This window comes from Marinobacter changyiensis (assembly GCF_009193265.1).
GTDB classification, from domain to species: Bacteria; Pseudomonadota; Gammaproteobacteria; order Pseudomonadales; family Oleiphilaceae; genus Marinobacter; species Marinobacter changyiensis.
In genome coordinates this window covers 132,051-150,698 of the sequence record NZ_VZZZ01000003.1, presented here as the reverse complement: position 1 = coordinate 150,698, position 18,648 = coordinate 132,051, and the positions used below count along the sequence as shown (strand labels likewise).

The 18,648-nt window shown below is 55.4% G+C and carries 15 protein-coding genes and 1 pseudogene; 8 read left to right on the top strand and 8 right to left on the bottom strand.

Annotated features, from left to right (window positions below; translation table 11 throughout):
- Window positions 1-5: 5 nt before the first annotated feature.
- From lolA to cobA, 4 genes and pseudogenes are all read left to right on the top strand, one after another.
- Complete coding sequence (gene lolA / locus F6Y09_RS09475; protein WP_152206695.1) at window positions 6-647, top strand: outer membrane lipoprotein periplasmic chaperone LolA; 642 nt, start codon at window positions 6-8, stop codon at window positions 645-647.
- Window positions 647-1,984, top strand: coding sequence for a replication-associated recombination protein A (locus F6Y09_RS09470; protein ID WP_152206694.1), 1,338 nt, complete (start codon window positions 647-649; stop codon window positions 1,982-1,984). The genes lolA and F6Y09_RS09470 overlap by 1 nt, the downstream gene beginning before the upstream one ends.
- A gap of 141 nt (window positions 1,985-2,125) precedes the next feature.
- A complete protein-coding gene (gene serS, locus F6Y09_RS09465; protein WP_152206693.1) occupies window positions 2,126-3,400 on the top strand; it encodes a serine--tRNA ligase in 1,275 nt (424 codons plus the stop codon).
- Between the two features lie 110 nt (window positions 3,401-3,510).
- Window positions 3,511-4,257: pseudogene (gene cobA, locus F6Y09_RS09460) on the top strand (uroporphyrinogen-III C-methyltransferase); the annotation flags it as partial.
- Between the two features lie 121 nt (window positions 4,258-4,378).
- Here the strand turns inward: cobA and F6Y09_RS09455 are convergent.
- Window positions 4,379-5,452 carry a 3-deoxy-7-phosphoheptulonate synthase gene (locus tag F6Y09_RS09455; protein ID WP_152206691.1) on the bottom strand — a complete coding sequence of 358 codons (1,074 nt, stop codon included), beginning with the start codon at window positions 5,450-5,452 and terminating at the stop codon, window positions 4,379-4,381.
- A gap of 247 nt (window positions 5,453-5,699) precedes the next feature.
- On the opposite strand from F6Y09_RS09455, the gene F6Y09_RS09450 reads away from it, so the two are divergent.
- Together F6Y09_RS09450 and F6Y09_RS09445 are read left to right on the top strand one after the other, a co-directional pair.
- Window positions 5,700-7,541, top strand: a complete 1,842-nt coding sequence (locus F6Y09_RS09450; protein ID WP_152206690.1) for a DUF1631 family protein — start codon at window positions 5,700-5,702, stop codon at window positions 7,539-7,541.
- Between the two features lie 24 nt (window positions 7,542-7,565).
- Window positions 7,566-7,967, top strand: coding sequence for a PilZ domain-containing protein (locus F6Y09_RS09445; protein ID WP_152206689.1), 402 nt, complete (start codon window positions 7,566-7,568; stop codon window positions 7,965-7,967).
- Window positions 7,968-8,018: 51 nt separating this feature from the next.
- On the opposite strand, the gene F6Y09_RS09440 is transcribed toward F6Y09_RS09445, so the two are convergent.
- The 7 genes from F6Y09_RS09440 to gloB form a co-directional block, all read right to left on the bottom strand.
- Window positions 8,019-8,816, bottom strand: a complete 798-nt coding sequence (locus F6Y09_RS09440) for an enoyl-ACP reductase FabI (protein ID WP_152206688.1) — start codon at window positions 8,814-8,816, stop codon at window positions 8,019-8,021.
- An 80-nt stretch (window positions 8,817-8,896) separates the two neighbouring features.
- Window positions 8,897-10,516, bottom strand: a complete 1,620-nt coding sequence (locus F6Y09_RS09435) for an ABC transporter ATP-binding protein (RefSeq protein ID WP_152206687.1) — start codon at window positions 10,514-10,516, stop codon at window positions 8,897-8,899.
- Window position 10,517: 1 nt separating this feature from the next.
- A complete protein-coding gene (locus F6Y09_RS09430) occupies window positions 10,518-11,546 on the bottom strand; it encodes an ABC transporter permease (protein WP_152206686.1) in 1,029 nt (342 codons plus the stop codon).
- Between the two features lies 1 nt (window position 11,547).
- Window positions 11,548-12,624 (bottom strand): microcin C ABC transporter permease YejB, encoded by a 1,077-nt coding sequence (locus F6Y09_RS09425; RefSeq protein ID WP_152206685.1) that lies wholly within the window; start codon window positions 12,622-12,624, stop codon window positions 11,548-11,550.
- Window positions 12,625-12,674: 50 nt separating this feature from the next.
- Complete coding sequence (locus F6Y09_RS09420) at window positions 12,675-14,450, bottom strand: extracellular solute-binding protein (RefSeq protein WP_425481839.1); 1,776 nt, start codon at window positions 14,448-14,450, stop codon at window positions 12,675-12,677.
- Between the two features lie 93 nt (window positions 14,451-14,543).
- Window positions 14,544-16,310 carry a lytic transglycosylase gene (locus tag F6Y09_RS09415; RefSeq protein WP_152206683.1) on the bottom strand — a complete coding sequence of 589 codons (1,767 nt, stop codon included), beginning with the start codon at window positions 16,308-16,310 and terminating at the stop codon, window positions 14,544-14,546.
- A 176-nt stretch (window positions 16,311-16,486) separates the two neighbouring features.
- Window positions 16,487-17,281, bottom strand: a complete 795-nt coding sequence (gene gloB, locus F6Y09_RS09410) for a hydroxyacylglutathione hydrolase (protein WP_152206682.1) — start codon at window positions 17,279-17,281, stop codon at window positions 16,487-16,489.
- 124 nt (window positions 17,282-17,405) lie between these two features.
- On the opposite strand from gloB, the gene F6Y09_RS09405 reads away from it, so the two are divergent.
- Window positions 17,406-18,203, top strand: coding sequence for a class I SAM-dependent methyltransferase (locus tag F6Y09_RS09405; RefSeq protein ID WP_152206681.1), 798 nt, complete (start codon window positions 17,406-17,408; stop codon window positions 18,201-18,203).
- The gene (gene rnhA / locus F6Y09_RS09400; protein WP_152206680.1) at window positions 18,196-18,642 is read left to right on the top strand and encodes a ribonuclease HI; all 447 of its coding nucleotides are present in this window, start codon (window positions 18,196-18,198) and stop codon (window positions 18,640-18,642) included. Before F6Y09_RS09405 ends, rnhA begins: the two co-directional genes overlap by 8 nt.
- Window positions 18,643-18,648: the final 6 nt, after the last annotated feature.

The following is an 18,648-nucleotide window of genomic DNA, read 5'->3' as shown; positions in this document are numbered from 1 at the left end:
TACGAATGATGGGAATAAAACAGTTTGGAATGCTGGTACTGACATTGGTGATAGGCGTTTCAACGGCACAGGCGGCAGATAGCGATGCGGCAGAAAAACTGGCCGCAGAGCTGAAAGGGTACACCACCTATCAGGCCGACTTCATTCAGATCGTTGTGGATGGTAACGGTAGCGAAGTTCAGGAAAGCCGTGGTTCTCTTAAAGCCAAGCGCCCCGGGTTGTTTTACTGGGAAACAGACCGCCCCATGGCGCAGTTCATTGCGTCAAATGACGAGAAAGTCGAGGTGTATGATCCCGATCTGGAGCAGGTCACCATTCACGCTCTGGACCAGCAAGTTGCCAATACACCGGCGATGCTTCTGAGCGGAGAAGTCGGCAACCTGTCTGAAAATTACGAGGTGTCGGTGCGGGCTATCGGTGAAAACTCCAACACCTATACGCTGATACCGACAAGCCAGGATTCACTGTTTGTGTCCCTCGACATGACGTTTTACGACGGCAAACTTGAGGAGATGCGCCTCGAGGACTCGTTGGGTCAACGCAGTATCCTCAGTTTCAACAACATTGTGTTGAACGATGAGATTGCCGACTCGGATTTCGTTCTGGACTATCCTGACAATGTGGACGTGATTCAGGGCGAAAGCTGATGCAGGAAGGCCTTTTTGAGGACCGGCAAGGCTTCCAGCCTCTGGCCGCCCGCATGCGGCCTGCGACGCTGGATGAGTACGTCGGCCAAAATCATCTGGTCGGCCCCGGCAAACCCCTGCGCCGTGCGGTGGAGCACAGCCAGCTTCACTCGATGATCCTCTGGGGGCCACCGGGCGTTGGTAAGACAACCTTTGCGCGATTGCTGGCCAACCTCAGCGCGCTCAGTTTTGAGACCGTGTCTGCGGTGCTGAGCGGCGTGAAAGATATCCGCGCGGTGGTCGAGCGGGCAAAGTACCGCAAGCAGTCCGAAGGCCGGGATACGCTGCTGTTTGTCGACGAAGTTCACCGCTTTAACAAAAGTCAGCAGGACGCTTTTCTTCCCCACATTGAGGATGGCACCTTTGTGTTTGTGGGAGCGACCACCGAAAACCCCTCGTTTGAACTCAACAGCGCGTTGCTCTCCAGAACCCGGGTTTATGTACTGAAGAATCTCGAAGAGCCGGACCTGCTGCGATTATTGCACCGTGCGTTAACAGCGCCGGAGGGTCTCGATGGGAAGATTGCGGTGTCCGATACCGTACTCGGCATGATTGCCAGCGCCGCCGGTGGCGACGCCCGAAGAGCCCTGAATATTCTCGAAGTGGGCACGGATCTCGCCGAGCCCGATGAGCAGGGCTCGCCCCGTATTACCGAACACCATCTTGAACAGGTTCTCCAGACCAGCTTGCGCCGGTTTGATAAAGGTGGCGACGTGTTTTACGATCAGATTTCGGCACTTCATAAATCGGTCCGGGGGTCGGACCCTGATGGGTCGCTGTACTGGATGTGCCGGATGCTGGACGGTGGGTGTGACCCTTTTTATGTGGCGAGACGTCTGGTCAGAATTGCCAGTGAGGATATTGGCAATGCGGATCCACGGGCGCTCCGGCTTTGCCTGGACGCCTGGGAGTCCCTGGAGCGGCTGGGTAGCCCGGAAGGGGAGCTGGCACTCGCCCAGGCCGTGACTTACCTTGCCCTGGCGCCCAAAAGCAATGCTGTCTATAACGCCTACAACCGGTGCCGGGCCGCAATTCAAAATGAGCCGGATTACGATGTTCCGGTCCACCTCCGCAATGCTCCTACTAAACTCATGAAATCTCTCGGCCACGGTGACGACTATCGCTACGCCCATGATGAGCCCGACGCTTTTGCCGCCGGTGAAGTCTATCTGCCCGAAGCCATCAAGGATCACCGTTTCTATAATCCGGTCAGCCGGGGAATGGAGATAAAACTGGCGGAGAAGCGTGACTGGCTTGATCAGAAGAACAGAACAAGCCCGACAAAGCGATTTCCCTGAAGTCGGAATTGACCTGTCCGGATGGTCTAACTCTTTACGACAGGTATAATGCCGTTACTACTTGATCGGAACGTGGCACCCGACATGGAATCATCGGTTGCTTGTTGCCAATGTTGAACCCCTCAGACACACAGGATACCCATGCTCGACCCAAAACGCGTCCGGAATCAGACCGAAGAGATCGCCCGTCGACTGGCCGTCAAAAACTACAAATTTGACCAGGCAGCTTTCGAGAAACTCGAAGAACAGCGCCGAACACTCCAGGTACGCTCCGAGACGCTGCAAAGCGAGCAGAACAAGCGTTCGAAATCCATTGGCAAAGCCAAGGCTGCAGGCGAGGACATCAAACCGCTGTTGGACGAAGTTGATAACCTCAAAACCCAGCGCTCCGAAGCAGAGGAGCAATTCAAGGTACTCCAGGACGAGCTGAACAATTTTCTCGCTGGTATTCCCAACGTCCCTGATGAGTCTGTTCCCACAGGAGACAGTGAAGAAGACAACGTCGAAGTCCGCCATTGGGGAAAGATCCCCAGCTACGATTTCGAACCCAAAGACCACGTCAGCCTCGGTGAGAACCTGGGGGGGCTTGATTTCGAGATCGCAACGAAGCTGGCCCACTCCCGGTTTGCCGTTATGCGTGGCCCGCTGGCCAGACTGCATCGGGCGTTGGCCCAGTTCATGATGGATCTTCATACCCGCGAACATGGCTATACCGAAGCCTATGTGCCGTATCTGGTCAACGCAGATGCGCTCTATGGTACCGGGCAGCTGCCCAAGTTCGAAGCAGACCTGTTTAAAACCGAGGGTGAAAAACCGCTTTACCTTATTCCGACTGCAGAGGTTCCCGTTACCAACCTGGTGAGCGATACCATTCTGGATGCTGGCGAACTTCCGATCAGCCTGGTTTGCCATACCCCCTGTTTCCGCAGTGAAGCCGGCTCTTACGGCCGGGATACCCGAGGCATGATCCGGCAACATCAGTTTGATAAAGTCGAAATGGTGCATATTGTCCGGCCCGAGGACTCAGAGGCCACTCTCGAAGCGTTAACCGGCCATGCGGAGAAAGTTCTTCAGCTACTTGAGTTGCCGTATCGGGTAGTCCAGCTCTGTGGCGGTGATCTCGGCTTTGCAGCAGCATGCACCTATGACCTCGAAGTCTGGCTGCCCGGGCAGGACAAATATCGGGAAATATCATCGTGTAGCAACACCCGTGATTTCCAGGCCCGTCGCATGGGGGCGCGCTGGCGGAACCCGGAAACTGGTAAACCGGAGCCGGTGCACACTCTCAATGGTTCTGGTCTGGCAGTCGGACGTGCTTTGATTGCCGTGATGGAAAACTACCAGCAAGCTGATGGCAGTATCACAGTGCCAGAGGTTCTCAAACCCTACATGGGAGGCACTGAAAGGATTCAATGAGCGATAAGAGCGATAAGAGCGATCATCAGGCTGTGTCAGAGGCGCGCAGAAGCTTGCCGTCATTGCCCCCTCGTTTCAGGGTCAACCCGGTCACCCAAAGTAGTAATAATTCCGCGGGGGAGGTTTTTCTGGTGGGTGCCGGGCCGGGTGATCCGGAACTGCTGACGCTGAAGGCCTATCGACTGATTACCACTGCCGAAGTTGTGCTCTATGACCGCCTGGTATCCCAGGAGATCATGGAGTTGATTCCACCGGAGGCGGAACGGATTCATGTTGGCAAGCAGCGCGCCAACCATACTTTGCCCCAGGACCAGATCAACCAACGACTGGTTGAATTTGCCCAGGCGGGCCGTCGCGTGGTTCGTCTCAAGGGGGGTGATCCGTTTATTTTTGGCCGTGGGGGCGAGGAAATTGAAACCTTGGCCTCAGCAGGCGTTCGTTTTCAGGTAGTACCGGGTATCACCGCAGCATCCGGATGCGCGGCCTACGCTGGTATTCCGTTGACCCACAGGGATTTTGCCCAGTCTGTCCGTTTTGTGACAGGTCATCTCAAGAATGATACGTGCGACTTGCCGTGGACCGATTTTGTCCAGAATAACCAGACTCTGGTGTTTTATATGGGGCTCGTGGGGTTGCCGATTATTAGCTGTCAACTGATGGCCCACGGAATGTCTCCATCCATGCCAGTTGCGCTGATTTCAAAAGGCACAACACCGGATCAGCAAGTTATTGTGGGTGAGCTTGATAGCATCGTCAGGAAGGTGGAAGAGCGACAGGTTCCTGCGCCGACGCTGATCATAATCGGTCAGGTGGTGCAGTTGCGGTCCCGTCTGGACTGGCTGGGTGAAAGGCCCTGAGGCGGCCCATTAGACAAATGCCCCCTAAAGATCGCAGTTGAAACCGCTCCTACCGGTACGGAGGTGGCGGTGGACCAGGTAGGAGCGGCTTCAGTCGCGAATCATTAAACCTGAACCGGGTCTATTTGATCCGGTTTGGCAGCACATCCTTCAGTTTGTCCCGCATTTCCCGCAGCGCTTTTTCCGTGGTTGGCCAGTCAATGCAGGCGTCGGTGATGGAAACGCCGTATTTCAGGTCGGCCAGGTTTTCCGGAATAGACTGGTTACCCCAGTTAAGGTGACTCTCAATCATCAGGCCCTGAATCGAACTATTACCTTCCAGAATCTGGTGGGAAATATCTGCCAGCACCAAAGGCTGGATACCAGGGTCTTTACTGGAATTGGCGTGGCTGCAGTCCACCATGATCGATCTCCGCAGTCCTGCTTTATCCAGAGCCCGCTCACACAGTGCTACGCTGACCGAATCGTAATTCGGTTTGCCGCCGCCTCCACGCAGGACCACGTGGCCGTAGGCGTTGCCTTTGGTGCGCACAATCGAGACCTGACCTTTCTGGTCGATTCCGAGAAAACTGTGGGGGTGAGAAACCGAATTCATGGCATTGACGGCAACATCGAGATTGCCGTCAGTACCATTTTTGAACCCGATGGCCATGGAGAGCCCGCTGCTCATTTCCCGGTGGGTCTGGGATTCGGTGGTGCGTGCGCCGATAGCTGACCAGGAAATTGTGTCCTGCAGGTACTGGGGAGAGATCGGATCAAGGGCTTCGGTAGCCGTGGGCAGGCCAAGCTCAGCGATATCCATCAGCAGGCGACGGCCAATATGCAGGCCTTGCTCAATGTCAAAGGAGTCATTGAGGTGAGGGTCGTTAATAAGACCTTTCCAGCCGACTGTGGTGCGAGGCTTTTCAAAGTAGACCCGCATGACGATACAGAGTGTGTCGCTCAGTTCGTCGGCAAGCGCCTTGAGCTTGCCGGCATATTCATGGGCCGCTTCGACGTCGTGGATGGAGCAGGGGCCAACCACCACAAACAAGCGGTGGTCCTTTCCATCCATGATGTCATAGATGGCCTGTCTGCCGCGGCTGACGGTTTCGGCCGCCGCCTCCGAAAGAGGTATGGCTTGTTTCAGTGCCTCAGGTGTAATCAGTGCTTCCTGACTGGCCACATTGATGTTCTCGAGTTTAATGCCGGACATGCGTTGGTGATCCCCGATATCGGTCTTTCCCAAAGGCGGCCAGAATGCTTGGGCCAAGGCCTGTAGGGTTTTTTAAGAAGGTTTTTAATGTCAGATATACTGCGTTATTTACCACGCTAATGCAACGAAGCCACAAACCGATACTTAGCCTTTCTGGACCTTGTGGGCGGGCCATGCTGCAATGACACACACTTGATAACCTGCAACTCTCTGGTTCCTTTTCTGTCGCTTGGGAAAACTGTGTTGAATGCCACCTAAATACCCTGAAAACGACCGGCCTCTGGACTCCACTGACAGCATCAGTCAGCGCATAGACGCCATTTTGTCTGGTATTCGGGTGCCGGAGCTCCCCTATCCGGTGGGCCGGGGTAACCCGGAACAGACCCCGGACTGGCGACCGCTGTTATTGTCCTGCTGGCAACTGCAGCGTGATGAATCGGTCACTCATCTCATGCAGTCAGTCTCACTGCCCTGGACCGTCAGACAAGTCAATTCGGCCTACATGGCCGACCGAATCATGGATGTATTCCTCCGTACTTCCGGCCTGCACTCGGCACTCATACGCCGCGTAGCTCGGTTGAGATTTTTTCTTGCCTGGCGTATGGGATTCGACAGTTCGGCTGCCTTTGAGGGCAGCATTCGCAACTGGCTGGATGGGCTTGTGGACTGGCAAGGGTGGAGCGATTCAGGCGGACGCTCTTCTCGAGCGCTACTTGACCAGCTCGACGCGCTGTTGATTGCCGTCAAAAAAAGCTTTGAAGCCGACCACATTGAACCTTTTGCTGTGTTCGCAAGCCAATGGGCCAGCGAAGCGGAACAGCGTCATCAGAAATCGGAAAGGCTCCACCGACGTTTGCTCGATACAGAACACGGCGCAGCAAAGCAGCGGCGGGCAGAGCAGACAGCCAGGGCCTGTGTAGGAAGGGCGCTGGGCAATAGAAAGTTGCCAGAGGGCATTATCGCTTTCATTTTCGAGTACTGGTTGCCTCTGTTACGTCAGATCGCCTGGACTAGCAGGCTTGAGGGCGATGACTGGCGGCACGCCGGTAAGCTTCTGGAATGGCTGGTATGGATTGGTGATCCTACGCTGTCAGATAAAGACCGGGACCGGCTCTACCAGGTGGGTGAGCAAATCGGCGATCGCATCAGCGATGTCTGGAGCCGTGTTCAGGGCCAGGCGCTACCTCAGCAGGCATTGAAAGATGTCGAGCTGGTTATGGTGGCACGGCTTCGCGGTGAGACGCCGGAGCGGGTTCCGGTCATCTCGTCGGAACGTCCACTGGAATTTGACCCGCGCTGGCTCACGCCGGTGCCCGTGAACGCCCAAACACTCGAACAGGCGCAGGGAACCTGGTTTATTGAGGGTGACGGAGCGGAAGAGCAGCGCCGTTATTTTCTCGATTTTCTTGATGATTCCCGGGATGTGCTCTGGACCAATGGCTTTGGTGTCAAATTAGCGCTGACTCCCTGGCACGATTTCGTGCTGGCACAGCAACAGGGAACGCTCAAACCGCTGCCGCCCCTGAACAGTTTCGGCAAGGTTCTGGTGGATACGGTGGAGGCCCTGAGTCGGGTATTGACAGCCCAGCGCCAACAGCGGGCGAAGGCGGCAGCAGATGCCCGGGCAAAGGCGGAATGTCTCCGGCAAGAAAAAGAAGCCGCAGAAAGCCAACGAGCCCGGGAAGAGGCCGAACGTGCCGCGGAAGCGGCCCGGTTGCGGGCTGAGCAAGACGCGCAGCGAGTTGCGGACGAGGAAGCGGAGGCCCTTCGGATACAACGGGAACGCAACGCGCTGGCCACCTCGCAGGTGGAAAGTATCAAGCTGGGCGCCTGGATAGCTCTGGACTCCGAAGCCCGGGATGACAGGGGAGGCGCTTCATCGATTGTCCGGCTAAAACTTGCGGTCAGGATAAACGCATCAAGAAAGCTGGTGTTTGTGGACAGATTGGGATTAAACAGGACGGAATACACCATAGACGATCTTGTCAGCCGGGTCGCACGGGGTGAGATACGCGTGCTCGGTGGCGCTGCCGAATTTGACGACACCCTGTCGAGAGTGGTCGGCCGCATTCGTGTTGGGCGCACCTGATACGGGACAAGAGGAAATGGCTATATGAGTATTGATAATTACAGTCTGGGAGTGGCAGGCAAGGATGCTGAACACGACCAACGATCCGAATTTCGCCTGACCGGCCGTGCCACGGTTGCCCTGCAACTGGAGGCGCCCGACCTGGACGAGGGCGATCCGGGTAAAACCATTGTTTGTCACACCCAGGACTTGTCGTCCTCCGGGGTTCGGGTACAGGCTCGCGAACCAGTTCCTGTGGGTGCTTTGTTACCGCTCTCAGTGACCTTTGAAGGTGAGCAGACCGTCTATGAGTTAACAGGAGAGGTTGTCTGGGCGGAGTCCCGCAAAAGCGGCTACTGGATAGTGGGCGTGCAGATACTTGAATCCGACGACACTTCCTTTGTGGAATGGGTTGATGCCGTCGCCAGGGCACTGACGGAAGATTGAATCAGTGGGATCGGCGCCCGTGAGGTTTCACCGGGCGCCGGAATGCCTGCCTTATTCCTCGCTCTTTTCGTCGGGATTTGCCATGGCGGTGATGTTGAAGCCACCGTCTACATAAAGGATCTCGCCCGTAATGCCACTCGCCATGTCGGAACACAGGAAAGCGGCGCTGTTGCCAACTTCCGAGATGGTGACGTTGCGGCGAATTGGAGCCCGCTTGGCGTTTTCAGCGAGCATCTTACGCATGCTCTTGATGCCGGATGACGCAAGCGTCTTGATCGGCCCCGCGGAAATGCCGTTCACCCGAATGCCGTCCTCGCCCAGACCGGCGGCCATGTAGCGCACGTTGGCTTCCAATGAGGCTTTGGCCAGGCCCATGACGTTGTAGTTTGGCAGGACCTTTTCTGCACCCAGGTAGGTCAGCGTCAGCATCGAACCGTTTTCCCGCAGCATTTTACGACCGGCTTTCGCCAACGCCACAAAACTGTACGAGCTGATGTCGTGGGCAATACGGAAGCCTTCGCGGGTAGTGACATCCACATAGTTGCCATTGAGTTCGTGGCCCGGAGCAAAGCCTACGGAATGGACAATGATATCGATACCATCCCAGTGTTTGCCCAGCTCTTCAAACACTGCTTCTATTTCATCATCGTTGGCGACGTCGCAGGGGAAGGTCAGTGAGCTACCCCAGCCTTCGGCAAAGCCTTCAACCCGTGATTTCAGCTTTTCGCCCTGGTAGGTGAAGGCAAGTTCAGCACCTTGTTGGTGAAACGCCTCTGCAATACCCGCTGCAATGGATAGCTTGCTGGCAACTCCGACAATCAGAGCACGTTTTCCGGTGAGTAATCCCATGATTCTTTTCTCCATTGTTGGAATATTCCTGACACGCATTATCCGTTAACACCGAGGGTGCTGGTAACACTCAATTGGTCTTAGTCAGCCCCGCTAATCTGCGGTTCTTTGGGGCTACTTTGATAAAACAGGGCTGCGCTGAGCAACTCCTTGGTGTAATCCGCTGTCGGCGTTTTAAAAACCTTCCCCGCGGGGCCATATTCAACAACCTGACCATGCTTGAGTACCAGCAGTTTATGACTCAGGGCCCGTACGACGGCTAAATCGTGACTGATAAATATATAGCTTAGACCATAGCGAGCCTGCAGTTCACGGAGTAACTCAATTACCTGTTTCTGTACCGTCCGATCAAGTGCCGAGGTTGGCTCATCCAGAATAATCAGGTCAGGCTGGAGCACCAGCGCCCGGGCAATTGCAACACGTTGTCGCTGACCCCCAGAAAACTCATGGGGGTAGCGATGGCGAGCTTCCGGAGCAAGACCCACGTCCACGAGCGCCTGGATCACTTTCTGATCGTGATCCTTTCCGGCCGGCTCGTGGACTTCGAGACCTTCGCGAATGATTTCAGCGATCGACATGCGAGGGCTCAGACTGCCGAACGGGTCCTGGAACACGATCTGTATCCGGCGCCTGAACGGCCTGAACTGTTTCTGGTTCAGGTTCTCAAGTGGCTCACCCAAAAAACGCACCTGGCCCTGGCTACTGGTCAGTTTCAATAGCGCGTGTCCGATAGTGGTTTTACCACTGCCGCTTTCCCCGACAATGCCCAGCGTCTCACCTCGGCGCACCGAAAACCCGACATCCCGGACCGCGTGGAAAAATTCCAGGGGTTTGCCCAGAAGGGATTTCCTGGTGGTAAACCTGACGTCCAGGTCACGAACATCGAGCAACTCGGCAGTGTCGTCGGCCAGAGTAAGAGGGGCGGACGGCGGCTCTGCGTCCAGCAGTTTTCGGGTATAGGGATGTTGGGGTGAACTGAACAGCGTCTCAACCTCAGCTTCTTCTACTTTACGACCCTGCTCCATGACCACAACGTGGTCGGCGTAACGCCGGACAATCGACAGATCATGGGTGATAAGCAGTACTGCCATGCCAAGCTTTTTCTGAAGGCCTTTAAGCAGTTCAAGGACCTGGCGTTGAACCGTGACATCCAATGCGGTGGTGGGTTCATCGGCGATCAGCAGGTCAGGTTCATTGGCCAATGCCATGGCTATCATTACCCGTTGCTTCTGACCGCCGGAGAGCTGATGGGGATAACTTCCGAGGCGGCTTTCAGCAGCCTCAATGCCGACCAGGTTAAGAAGCTCAATGCACCGGCTACGAGCCTGCTGTGCTCTGAGCCCCAAATGCAGTGTCAGGGTCTCTGAGATCTGCCTCTCCACGCTATGCAGGGGGTTCAGAGACGTCATCGGCTCCTGGAAGATCATGCTGATCTGTTTGCCGCGAATCTGCCGCATGCGTTTAATTGGCGCAGTCAGCAGATCTTCGTCCTGATAGCGTATGCGACCGGTGGGGTAAGCGACGTGGCGTTCGTCCAGCAACCGCAAGATGGAAAGTGCGGTTACGGACTTTCCAGAGCCGCTTTCACCCACGATGGCCAGCGTACGGCCTTTATTCAGGGTCAGCGACAGTTTGTCGACGACGGCATCGCCTCCGTCGAAGGTTATGGAGAGATCTGAAATGTTCAGCAGTTCCGTCATGTCAGTTCTTTCTCGGATCAAAGGCATCGCGCACTGCTTCACCCACAAAGACCAGGAGCGTCAGCATGATGGCCAGCGTAATGAAGGCGGAAATACCCAGCCAGGGCGCATGCAGGTTGGCCTTGCCCTGGGCAATAAGCTCGCCCAGTGAAGGCGACCCGGATGGCAGGCCGAAACCCAGAAAATCCAGCGAGGTAAGCCCGGTGATGGCGCCGGTGAGAATGAACGGTATGAACGTCAGGGTCGCCACCATGGCATTGGGCAAGATGTGTCGGAACATGATCATCCGATTGCTTAACCCCAGTGCTCGGGCCGCTTTGACGTACTCAAAATTACGCGCCCGCAGGAATTCGGCCCGTACCACATCTACCAGCCCCATCCAGCTGAACAGCAACATGATTCCCAGCAACCACCAGAAGGTCGGCTGGACAATGCTGGCAAGAATGATCAGCAGGTACAGCACCGGCAGACCGGACCAGATTTCAATAAAGCGCTGGCCGACCAGATCGATCTTGCCGCCATAAAAACCCTGGATGGCTCCCACAATCACGCCGACGATGCAGCTGAGAATGGTCAGTGTGAGGCCGAACAGGACTGAAATCCGGAACCCGTAGATCAGCCGGGCCATCACATCCCGGCCCTGGTCGTCGGTGCCCAGCCAGTTCACAGAGGAGGGTGGCGCCGGGGAAGGTTCATCCAGATCGTAGTTGATGGTGTCGTAGTAAAACCGGATGGGCGGCCAGATGATCCAGCCATTGGCCTCGATCTCTTGGCGAATGAAGGGGTCGCGATAGTCAGCCTCGGTCGGTAAAAAACCGCCGAAGCGTTCCTCCGGGATGGACTCGACTATCGGAAAGATAATCTCATCCTGATAGGACAACACCAGCGGTTTGTCGTTGGAAAAAAGCTCTGCCACCAACGACAGGCCGAACAACAACAGAAAAATCCACAGAGACCAGAAGCCGCGACGGTTGTTGCGGAAATTGCCCAGCCTTCTGCGCTGAATCGGTGTCAGGGTGATGCCAGCCATATCAGTGCTCCCTGCTCTCGAAATCAATTCTGGGGTCGACCAGCACATACGTGATGTCACTGACCAGCTTCAACACCAGCCCCATCAGCGTAAAGATAAACAGGGTGCCAAAGATAACCGGGTAATCCCGGTTGAGTGCGGCCTCAAAGCCCAATAACCCAAGGCCATCGAGCGAGAAAATAACTTCAATCAGCAGGGAGCCGGTAAAGAACAGCGCCACCAGTACGCCAGGTAAACTGGCAATCACAATGAGCATGGCATTACGGAATACGTGACCATAAAGGACCTGGCGTTCTTCAAGGCCTTTCGCCCGCGCCGTCACCACATACTGCTTGCCGATCTCGTCGAGAAAGGAGTTTTTGGTCAGCAGGGTCAGGGTGGCAAAGCCGCCAATGACATTGGCGAATACCGGTAAAGCGAGGTGCCAGAAATAGTCACGAACCTGCTCGTGCCAGCTCATATCTTCAAAACCGGGGGAGGTAAGCCCGCGGAGTGGAAACCAGTCAAAGTAACTGCCACCAGCGAACAGCACGATCAGCAAGATGGCAAACAGGAAGCCCGGTATGGCATATCCGACCACGATCACCGAACTGCTCCAGACATCAAAGCGCGAACCGTCAGAGACCGCTTTGCGGATACCCAGAGGAATCGATATCAGGTAAATAATGAGCGTTGACCAGAGTCCCAGTGAAATCGAGACCGGCATTTTGTCGATAATGAGTTCTGTGACGCTGCGGTCACGATAGAACGAATCACCAAAATCGAAGGTGGCGTAGTCCCCGAGCATTTTGAAGAAGCGCTCGTGGGCAGGTTTGTCGAAGCCATACATGACTTCGAGTTCTTGCAGCAGCTCATCCGGAATGCCACGGCCGCTGCGGTTATCGCTGGCAGCCGACACTTCACTGCCACCACCACCGGTGGCCCGGCTGAGAGTTCCGCCGCCATGGCCTTCCATTTCTGCGATCAACTGCTCAATAGGGCCGCCGGGGGCCGCCTGAACGATTACGAAATTGAGCAGCATTATGCCGATCAATGTGGGAATGATCAGCATGAGCCGTCGGAGTATATAGCTGCCCATGGTTTAGGTGAAGCTCCGGAACAGTCTGGAAAATAATAGCACCGCTGTGTTCAGCGTTCGGCCCACCAGTTGGTAAGATCCACACCGTTCTTTGGTGTCATCTCGGGCCGCTTCAGGGATTTCCAGTAGGCAATGCGATCCACGTCAAGATACCATTGAGGCACCACATAATGACTGTGCAAAAGTACCCGGTCGAGGGCTCGGACTCTGGTTACCAGCGCCTCGCGATCCGGCGACTGGATCACGAGGCTCACGAGTTCATCGACTACCGGGTCATTCACGCCCATATAGTTGCGTGACCCGGTGACATCGACATTATCGGAGTGCCAGTATTCCCGTTGCTCGTTGCCGGGGGAATCGGACTGGGGCAACACCTGGGTGATGACATCGAAATCGTAACTGCGGACACGCTGAATATACTGATTGGTGTCGACCAGCCGCACGCTGACATCGATGCCCAGTTTCTCGAGGTTGGCCTCGAAGGGCAGCACGATGCGCTCGAAATTCTTCTGGTGGAGCAGGACTTCAAAGCTGAGTTTCTGGCCGGTTTCGGTATTGGTCATCTTGCCATTTGTGATCGCATAACCGGCTTCACGTAACAGTCCGACCGCGTGTCGAAGATTATCCCGCAGGCTGTTGCCGTCGGTGGTGGAAGGTGGTGCATAGCGCTGATTAAAGACGGCTGGCGGTAACTGGTCGCGGTACGGTTCCAGAATTTCGAGTTCCTTGCCTTCGGGCAAGCCGCTGGATGCCAGCTCGCTGTTCTCGAAGTAACTGCTGGTGCGGCGGTACTGGCCATAGAACAGGTTGCGATTCGCCCAGTCAAAATCAAAGGCATAACCGATGGCCTCGCGCACTTTTGGATGACTGAATTTATCTTTTCGGGTGTTAAAGATAAAAGCCTGCATGCCTGCCGGGCGCTGGTGATGAACAGCTTCTGCGATGATCTCACCACTGATGAATTTGTCACCTTCATAGGCAGTGGCCCAGTTCTTGGCAGACGACTCGAGCCGGAAATCGTAGTTTCCTGATTTGAAGGCTTCCAGTGCAACGGTGTCGTCCGAGTAATAATCGTAGTGAACAGTGTCAAAATTAAACCGGCCTTTGCGAACACCGAGGTCCTGGGCCCAGTAATTCCTGGCGCGCTCGAAGGTGATGGAGCGGCCCGCATCAAAACTCCCCACCTCATAAGGCCCGCTTCCCACAGGAATATTGAGGCCGTCCTGATCGAATTCCCGATCTTTCCAGTAGTGCTTCGGCAGGATCGGCATCTGGCCGAGAATGAGTGGAAGTTCGCGGTTGTTTGTCTCGCCAAAATCGAAACGTATCCGGTGGTTATTTTCAACCGTAACCTTTGATACATCGGCGTAGTAATTACGGTAGAACGGATGCCCCTTGGTGGTCAGCATCTCGAAAGAAAAAGCCACGTCGTCTGCGGTAATAGGCTCGCCATCCTGAAAGCGGGCTTCAGGCCGGAGGTTAAAGGTAACGTAACTGCGGTCTTCCGGTGTTTCCAGGGATCCGGCAATCAGGCCGTAGGCGCTGAATGGCTCATCGTCCGACGGGGCCAGCAGTGTGTCATAGACATAGGTGTCTACGCCTGCGGCTGCAACACCCCGGATAACAAAAGGGTTCAATGAGTCAAAGCCGTTTGCGACCACCGCCATCCTGATCGAACCCCCTTTGGGCGCATCCGGATTAACATAGTTAAAATGGGAAAAACCTTTCTCGTAGGCCGCCTCACCATGCATGGCAATGCCATGCTGAGGCTCCGGCGTCTCACCATAGGCTGGCAGGGCGAGGCTCAGGGCGCCAAAGACGGCCATTGTTCCGAGGAGTGTTACTTTGAGAGTCGAGGAAATCCAGGTTGAGGCCATGGGTCTCGCTTTTCTGTGTTGTTGTGTCCCGGACCCCTAAGGTCAGGGGCTGTTTCGAATATCCACGTAGAGTACCAGACTTTGCCCGGGCTGAAGATAACGAGCGGTGTTGAGATCGTTCCAGCTCGCGATATCCCTCACATTAACTGAAAAGCGATTTGCGATCGTGGCCAGGGAATCACCTTTGCGAACACTGTAACCGACTTTGCGTACCATGGCTTTATCGCGACCCCGGCTTGCCACCACCGTGCTGGACGGCTTCGCCTCCTTGGACCAGATTACCAGATTTTTGCCCGGGAACAGCGGGTCGCCTGGAGCCATGCCATTCCAGGCTGCCAGCTGACGCACACTGACGCCGTTGTCTCGCGCAATATCCCAGAAAGTGTCGCCACTCTGGACCTTATGCTCAAGGCGCTGGCCTTCGCCACTGGCTTGCTTCTTGGCCAAGCGTTGTGACTGGCTGAACACGTAATCGCCGGTGCCACCCCTTGCGGTTGGAATCAGTAGCCGCTGGTCCACCCGGATCAGGCTACCTCTCATATTATTGACCTGCTGAATCACAGCAGGAGTGGTGCCAAATTTATTGGCGATGCGTATGAGGCTGTCGCCAGATACAACACGGTAGTTTTGCCATGCCACTCGCTTGTCGGGGTCAATTGCTGCCAGGCCAGCCCGAAACTGTTCGGCATTGGCAACAGGCACCAGAAGGCGATGTGGGCCATCAGGTGAAGTGGCCCAGCGGTTAAAGGAAGGGTTGAGCAGGTAAATTTCGTCAATGTCCACACCGGCGAGTTTTGCCGCCTGAGCTAGATCAATCTGTGATTCGGTAGCTACGATTTCAAAGTACGGCTTGTCTTCAATGATCGGAAGTTCAATGCCGTAGGCTTCCGGATTATCGAATATTTTTGCCAGCGCGATGAGTTTCGGCACATAGGCGCGGGTTTCAGTCGGCAGGTGCAGGGACCAGAAATCGGTTGGCAGGTTCTTTCGGGTATTTTTCCGGATGGCGATGGACACCGTGCCGCCGCCACTGTTGTAGGCCGCCAGAGCCAGGGTGTAATCATCGTCAAACCGGTCCGCCAGTCGCTGCAGGTAGCGTAAAGCGGCATCGGTTGAATCGACTACGTCCCGGCGCTGATCGTGCCACCAGCTCTGCTTGAGGCCAAAATACTTGCCGGTTGAGGGAATAAACTGCCACATGCCGGCGGCCCGCCCGTGAGAATAGGCGAAAGGATCAAAGGCGCTTTCGACGATGGGCAGCAGGGCGAGCTCCCCCGGCATTCCCCGGGCTTCGATTTCATTGACAATATAATGAAGATAACGACCGCCACGCTCTACCACACGGTCGATGTAGCTCGGATGCTTTACATACCAGTTCAGTTGCTGCTGAACACGCTTATCGGTGACAGAATGATCCAGGGCAAAGAGGCCTCTGAGGCGGTGCCAGAGGTGTTTGTCGACAGTTATGTCTTCCTCTGCAATGCCATCCTCATCGGAGTCCAGACGTTCCCGAGCTTTTTCGGCCTGCTTCTTGAGCTCGGGTTCAATAGATTCATCGAGAGGCGTGCGGCTGGCGCCATCCAGATTAATGCCTGCCTCACGAGCTTCAATCGACCGTTTCAGGCCTTCATCACCTGCGGGGACCGTGACATTCTGTGAGGCAAGCAGGATTTCCCCGCTCCCAGGGTACGCAGTGCTTTTCGTCTCCTGACTCGCACCGGTGCTCGATGAAGAAGAGCCAGAGCTCAGAGAAGAGCACCCGCTGAGAATACTGAAACAACAAAAGGCGGTAAGACTTCTGACCGTCATCATAATTTTCCGGCTGTCGGGCTGGCGCGGCGTCCGCTGGCAAACCCTTTGGAGGCTTAATACGTTGGTAACACCTGGGTAATAAACTGAACTGTTCGATTCGGATTCTATGAGATCGAATTTCAGGGGGTCAAGAACGTTGACGTTACGTCATTGACACCTTGTGTTACACGCTTTCAGAAATGATCCTTACCGTGACGAACCGCTGCAAAGATTTGATTTTCGTCATCGGCAGGTAAATGCTTGTCAGCGGCATAGGTCCGGGCAACTGCAATAACCATCGGGTCATCCCAGCGAAGGAAGGGATTCAATTGCTTTTCCCGCCCCAGTGTTGAAGGAACTGTCGGGGCGGAACGCTCCCGCAATGCCTGGCAGTCGGCTTCGAACTCTGCAAGATTGCTATCTTCCGGCAGCCAGTGACGCGCAAATCTGAGATTGGCCAGCGTGTACTCATGAGCGCAGTAAACGCGAGTAGCGTCGGGAAGTGACCTGAGACTTGCCAGGGACTGGCGCATTTGCGCCGGTGAACCTTCAAACAATCTGCCGCAGCCACAAACAAAAAGCGTGTCGCCACAAAACAGAATGGGCCCGCCGTCTACCTCTGTTTCCGAGAAAAATGCGATGTGATCAAGCGTATGTCCGGGCACCGCCATAACGGCGAATTCACAGTCCTCCCAAACGACCTTGTCCCCCGGATGCACGGTGTTTGTGACGCCCTTGAACGGCGAGCCTGCCGGGCCGGTAATACGCTCGAGACCATGGCGCTCGGCCAGGGTCGCGACACCGCCGGTATGATCAGGATGGTGGTGGGTGATCAGAATAGTATCGAGCTGTAAATTATGGGCTTCCAGATAATCAGTGACGGGGTTCGCCTGGCCTGGATCCACAATCAAAGCTTTGCCAGTCATACTGTCTGCCAGACACCATATATAGTTATCACTGAAGGCTGGTATCGGTGTGATGGTTAGCATGTAACCTCGCATGGGCCTGATTGAGTGTGCCTGTTATGATAAAGCAATTAGGCTCATGCTCCCAACTATCCGATAACCCGGGCCGGGTCCGGAAAGGTGTCAGGAGAAATGTCAGGAATCAATAATGAAAGAAAGCAACGGGGTGAACTACGCAGAACGCCACCAGCAGTTTGAAAACTGGTTTCAGTCGCCCTTGGGGCGTGCGCTGCTGGCGGATCAGAGACAGTGTATAGATCAGCAGGTGGCACAGATGACCGGTGCCAGGCAGCTGCACGTGGGCATCAGTCACCGGTTGCCGGTTGCCACTAACAGCGACTTTGGTCAGCACATTCTGACAACACCACGGTGGGAAAACGATCTGCCGGACGGTGTTGCCGTTTGCGACGCTGACGAATTGCCGTTCCCTTCAAATTCGATGAATCTCGTCATTCTGCATCACAGCGCAGACTTTTCTGCCTATCCTCACCAGGTCATCAGAGAAGGGTCCCGAGTATTGAGGGGGGGCGGGCAGATGCTGATTATCGGTTTCAATCCGGTTAGCATCTGGGGGCTCCGCAAGCTTTTGTTCCGCCATACCAATGGCCCCTGGGGCGGCAGGTTCCTGTTTCGCCGGCGTATGGAGGACTGGCTGAGTTTGTTGGATTTTCAGGTCGATGAGGCCCGAAGTCATTTTTTTCGTTTGCCGGTCCAGTCTGCGGGAACCATAGAAGGCCCCACACTTATTGAGCGCACGGGAGCTTGCCGTTTTATTCAGATCGGCGCCTATTACTGTATCCTTGCCACCAAGCGGGTTTGCGCACCCATTGCCCGCAAGCCGGCCTGGCACCAAAAGAATGTGATTGCTTTGCCAGCGACGGGCAACCTCGGAATTTCCCGGGGTTACCAGCGCTCAGATAAAACTCATGGGAGTGGACATGGCTGAAAGTGTTGTGGTGTATACCGACGGTGCCTGCAAGGGTAACCCGGGGCCCGGTGGCTGGGGCGTGGTATTACGGTATCGGGGAGTGCTCAAAACCCTGCACGGGGGGGAGAGCAATACCACCAATAACCGGATGGAGTTGATGGCGGCCATCCAGGGTTTGAAAGCGCTCAACAGGGATTGCGCTGTCGAGCTCTTTACTGACTCCCAGTATGTCCGGAAGGGCATCACTGAATGGATGACGAACTGGAAGAAAAATGGCTGGAAAACCTCGGCGAGAAAACCGGTTAAAAATGATGATCTGTGGCGCGCGCTGGATGAAGAAGTTGGTCGTCACAAAATCAACTGGCACTGGGTTAAAGGGCACGCGGGTGTTCCCGACAACGAACTTGCGGATGATTTGGCGAATCGGGGTGTTGAGGAATTGCTGGCTGCCAACTAAACAGGA

What these genes read in the sequence shown, in the direction of transcription:
- lolA (WP_152206695.1), top strand. Translation starts at nt 6, where the DNA reads ATGATGGGAATAAAACAGTTTGGAATGCTGGTACTGACATTGGTGATA.
- F6Y09_RS09470 (WP_152206694.1), top strand. Translation starts at nt 647, where the DNA reads ATGCAGGAAGGCCTTTTTGAGGACCGGCAAGGCTTCCAGCCTCTGGCC.
- serS (WP_152206693.1), top strand. Translation starts at nt 2,126, where the DNA reads ATGCTCGACCCAAAACGCGTCCGGAATCAGACCGAAGAGATCGCCCGT.
- F6Y09_RS09455 (WP_152206691.1), bottom strand. Translation starts at nt 5,452, where the DNA reads ATGTCCGGCATTAAACTCGAGAACATCAATGTGGCCAGTCAGGAAGCA.
- F6Y09_RS09450 (WP_152206690.1), top strand. Translation starts at nt 5,700, where the DNA reads ATGCCACCTAAATACCCTGAAAACGACCGGCCTCTGGACTCCACTGAC.
- F6Y09_RS09445 (WP_152206689.1), top strand. Translation starts at nt 7,566, where the DNA reads ATGAGTATTGATAATTACAGTCTGGGAGTGGCAGGCAAGGATGCTGAA.
- F6Y09_RS09440 (WP_152206688.1), bottom strand. Translation starts at nt 8,816, where the DNA reads ATGGGATTACTCACCGGAAAACGTGCTCTGATTGTCGGAGTTGCCAGC.
- F6Y09_RS09435 (WP_152206687.1), bottom strand. Translation starts at nt 10,516, where the DNA reads ATGACGGAACTGCTGAACATTTCAGATCTCTCCATAACCTTCGACGGA.
- F6Y09_RS09430 (WP_152206686.1), bottom strand. Translation starts at nt 11,546, where the DNA reads ATGGCTGGCATCACCCTGACACCGATTCAGCGCAGAAGGCTGGGCAAT.
- F6Y09_RS09425 (WP_152206685.1), bottom strand. Translation starts at nt 12,624, where the DNA reads ATGGGCAGCTATATACTCCGACGGCTCATGCTGATCATTCCCACATTG.
- F6Y09_RS09420 (WP_425481839.1), bottom strand. Translation starts at nt 14,450, where the DNA reads ATGGCCGTCTTTGGCGCCCTGAGCCTCGCCCTGCCAGCCTATGGTGAG.
- F6Y09_RS09415 (WP_152206683.1), bottom strand. Translation starts at nt 16,310, where the DNA reads ATGACGGTCAGAAGTCTTACCGCCTTTTGTTGTTTCAGTATTCTCAGC.
- gloB (WP_152206682.1), bottom strand. Translation starts at nt 17,281, where the DNA reads ATGCTAACCATCACACCGATACCAGCCTTCAGTGATAACTATATATGG.
- F6Y09_RS09405 (WP_152206681.1), top strand. Translation starts at nt 17,406, where the DNA reads ATGAAAGAAAGCAACGGGGTGAACTACGCAGAACGCCACCAGCAGTTT.
- rnhA (WP_152206680.1), top strand. Translation starts at nt 18,196, where the DNA reads ATGGCTGAAAGTGTTGTGGTGTATACCGACGGTGCCTGCAAGGGTAAC.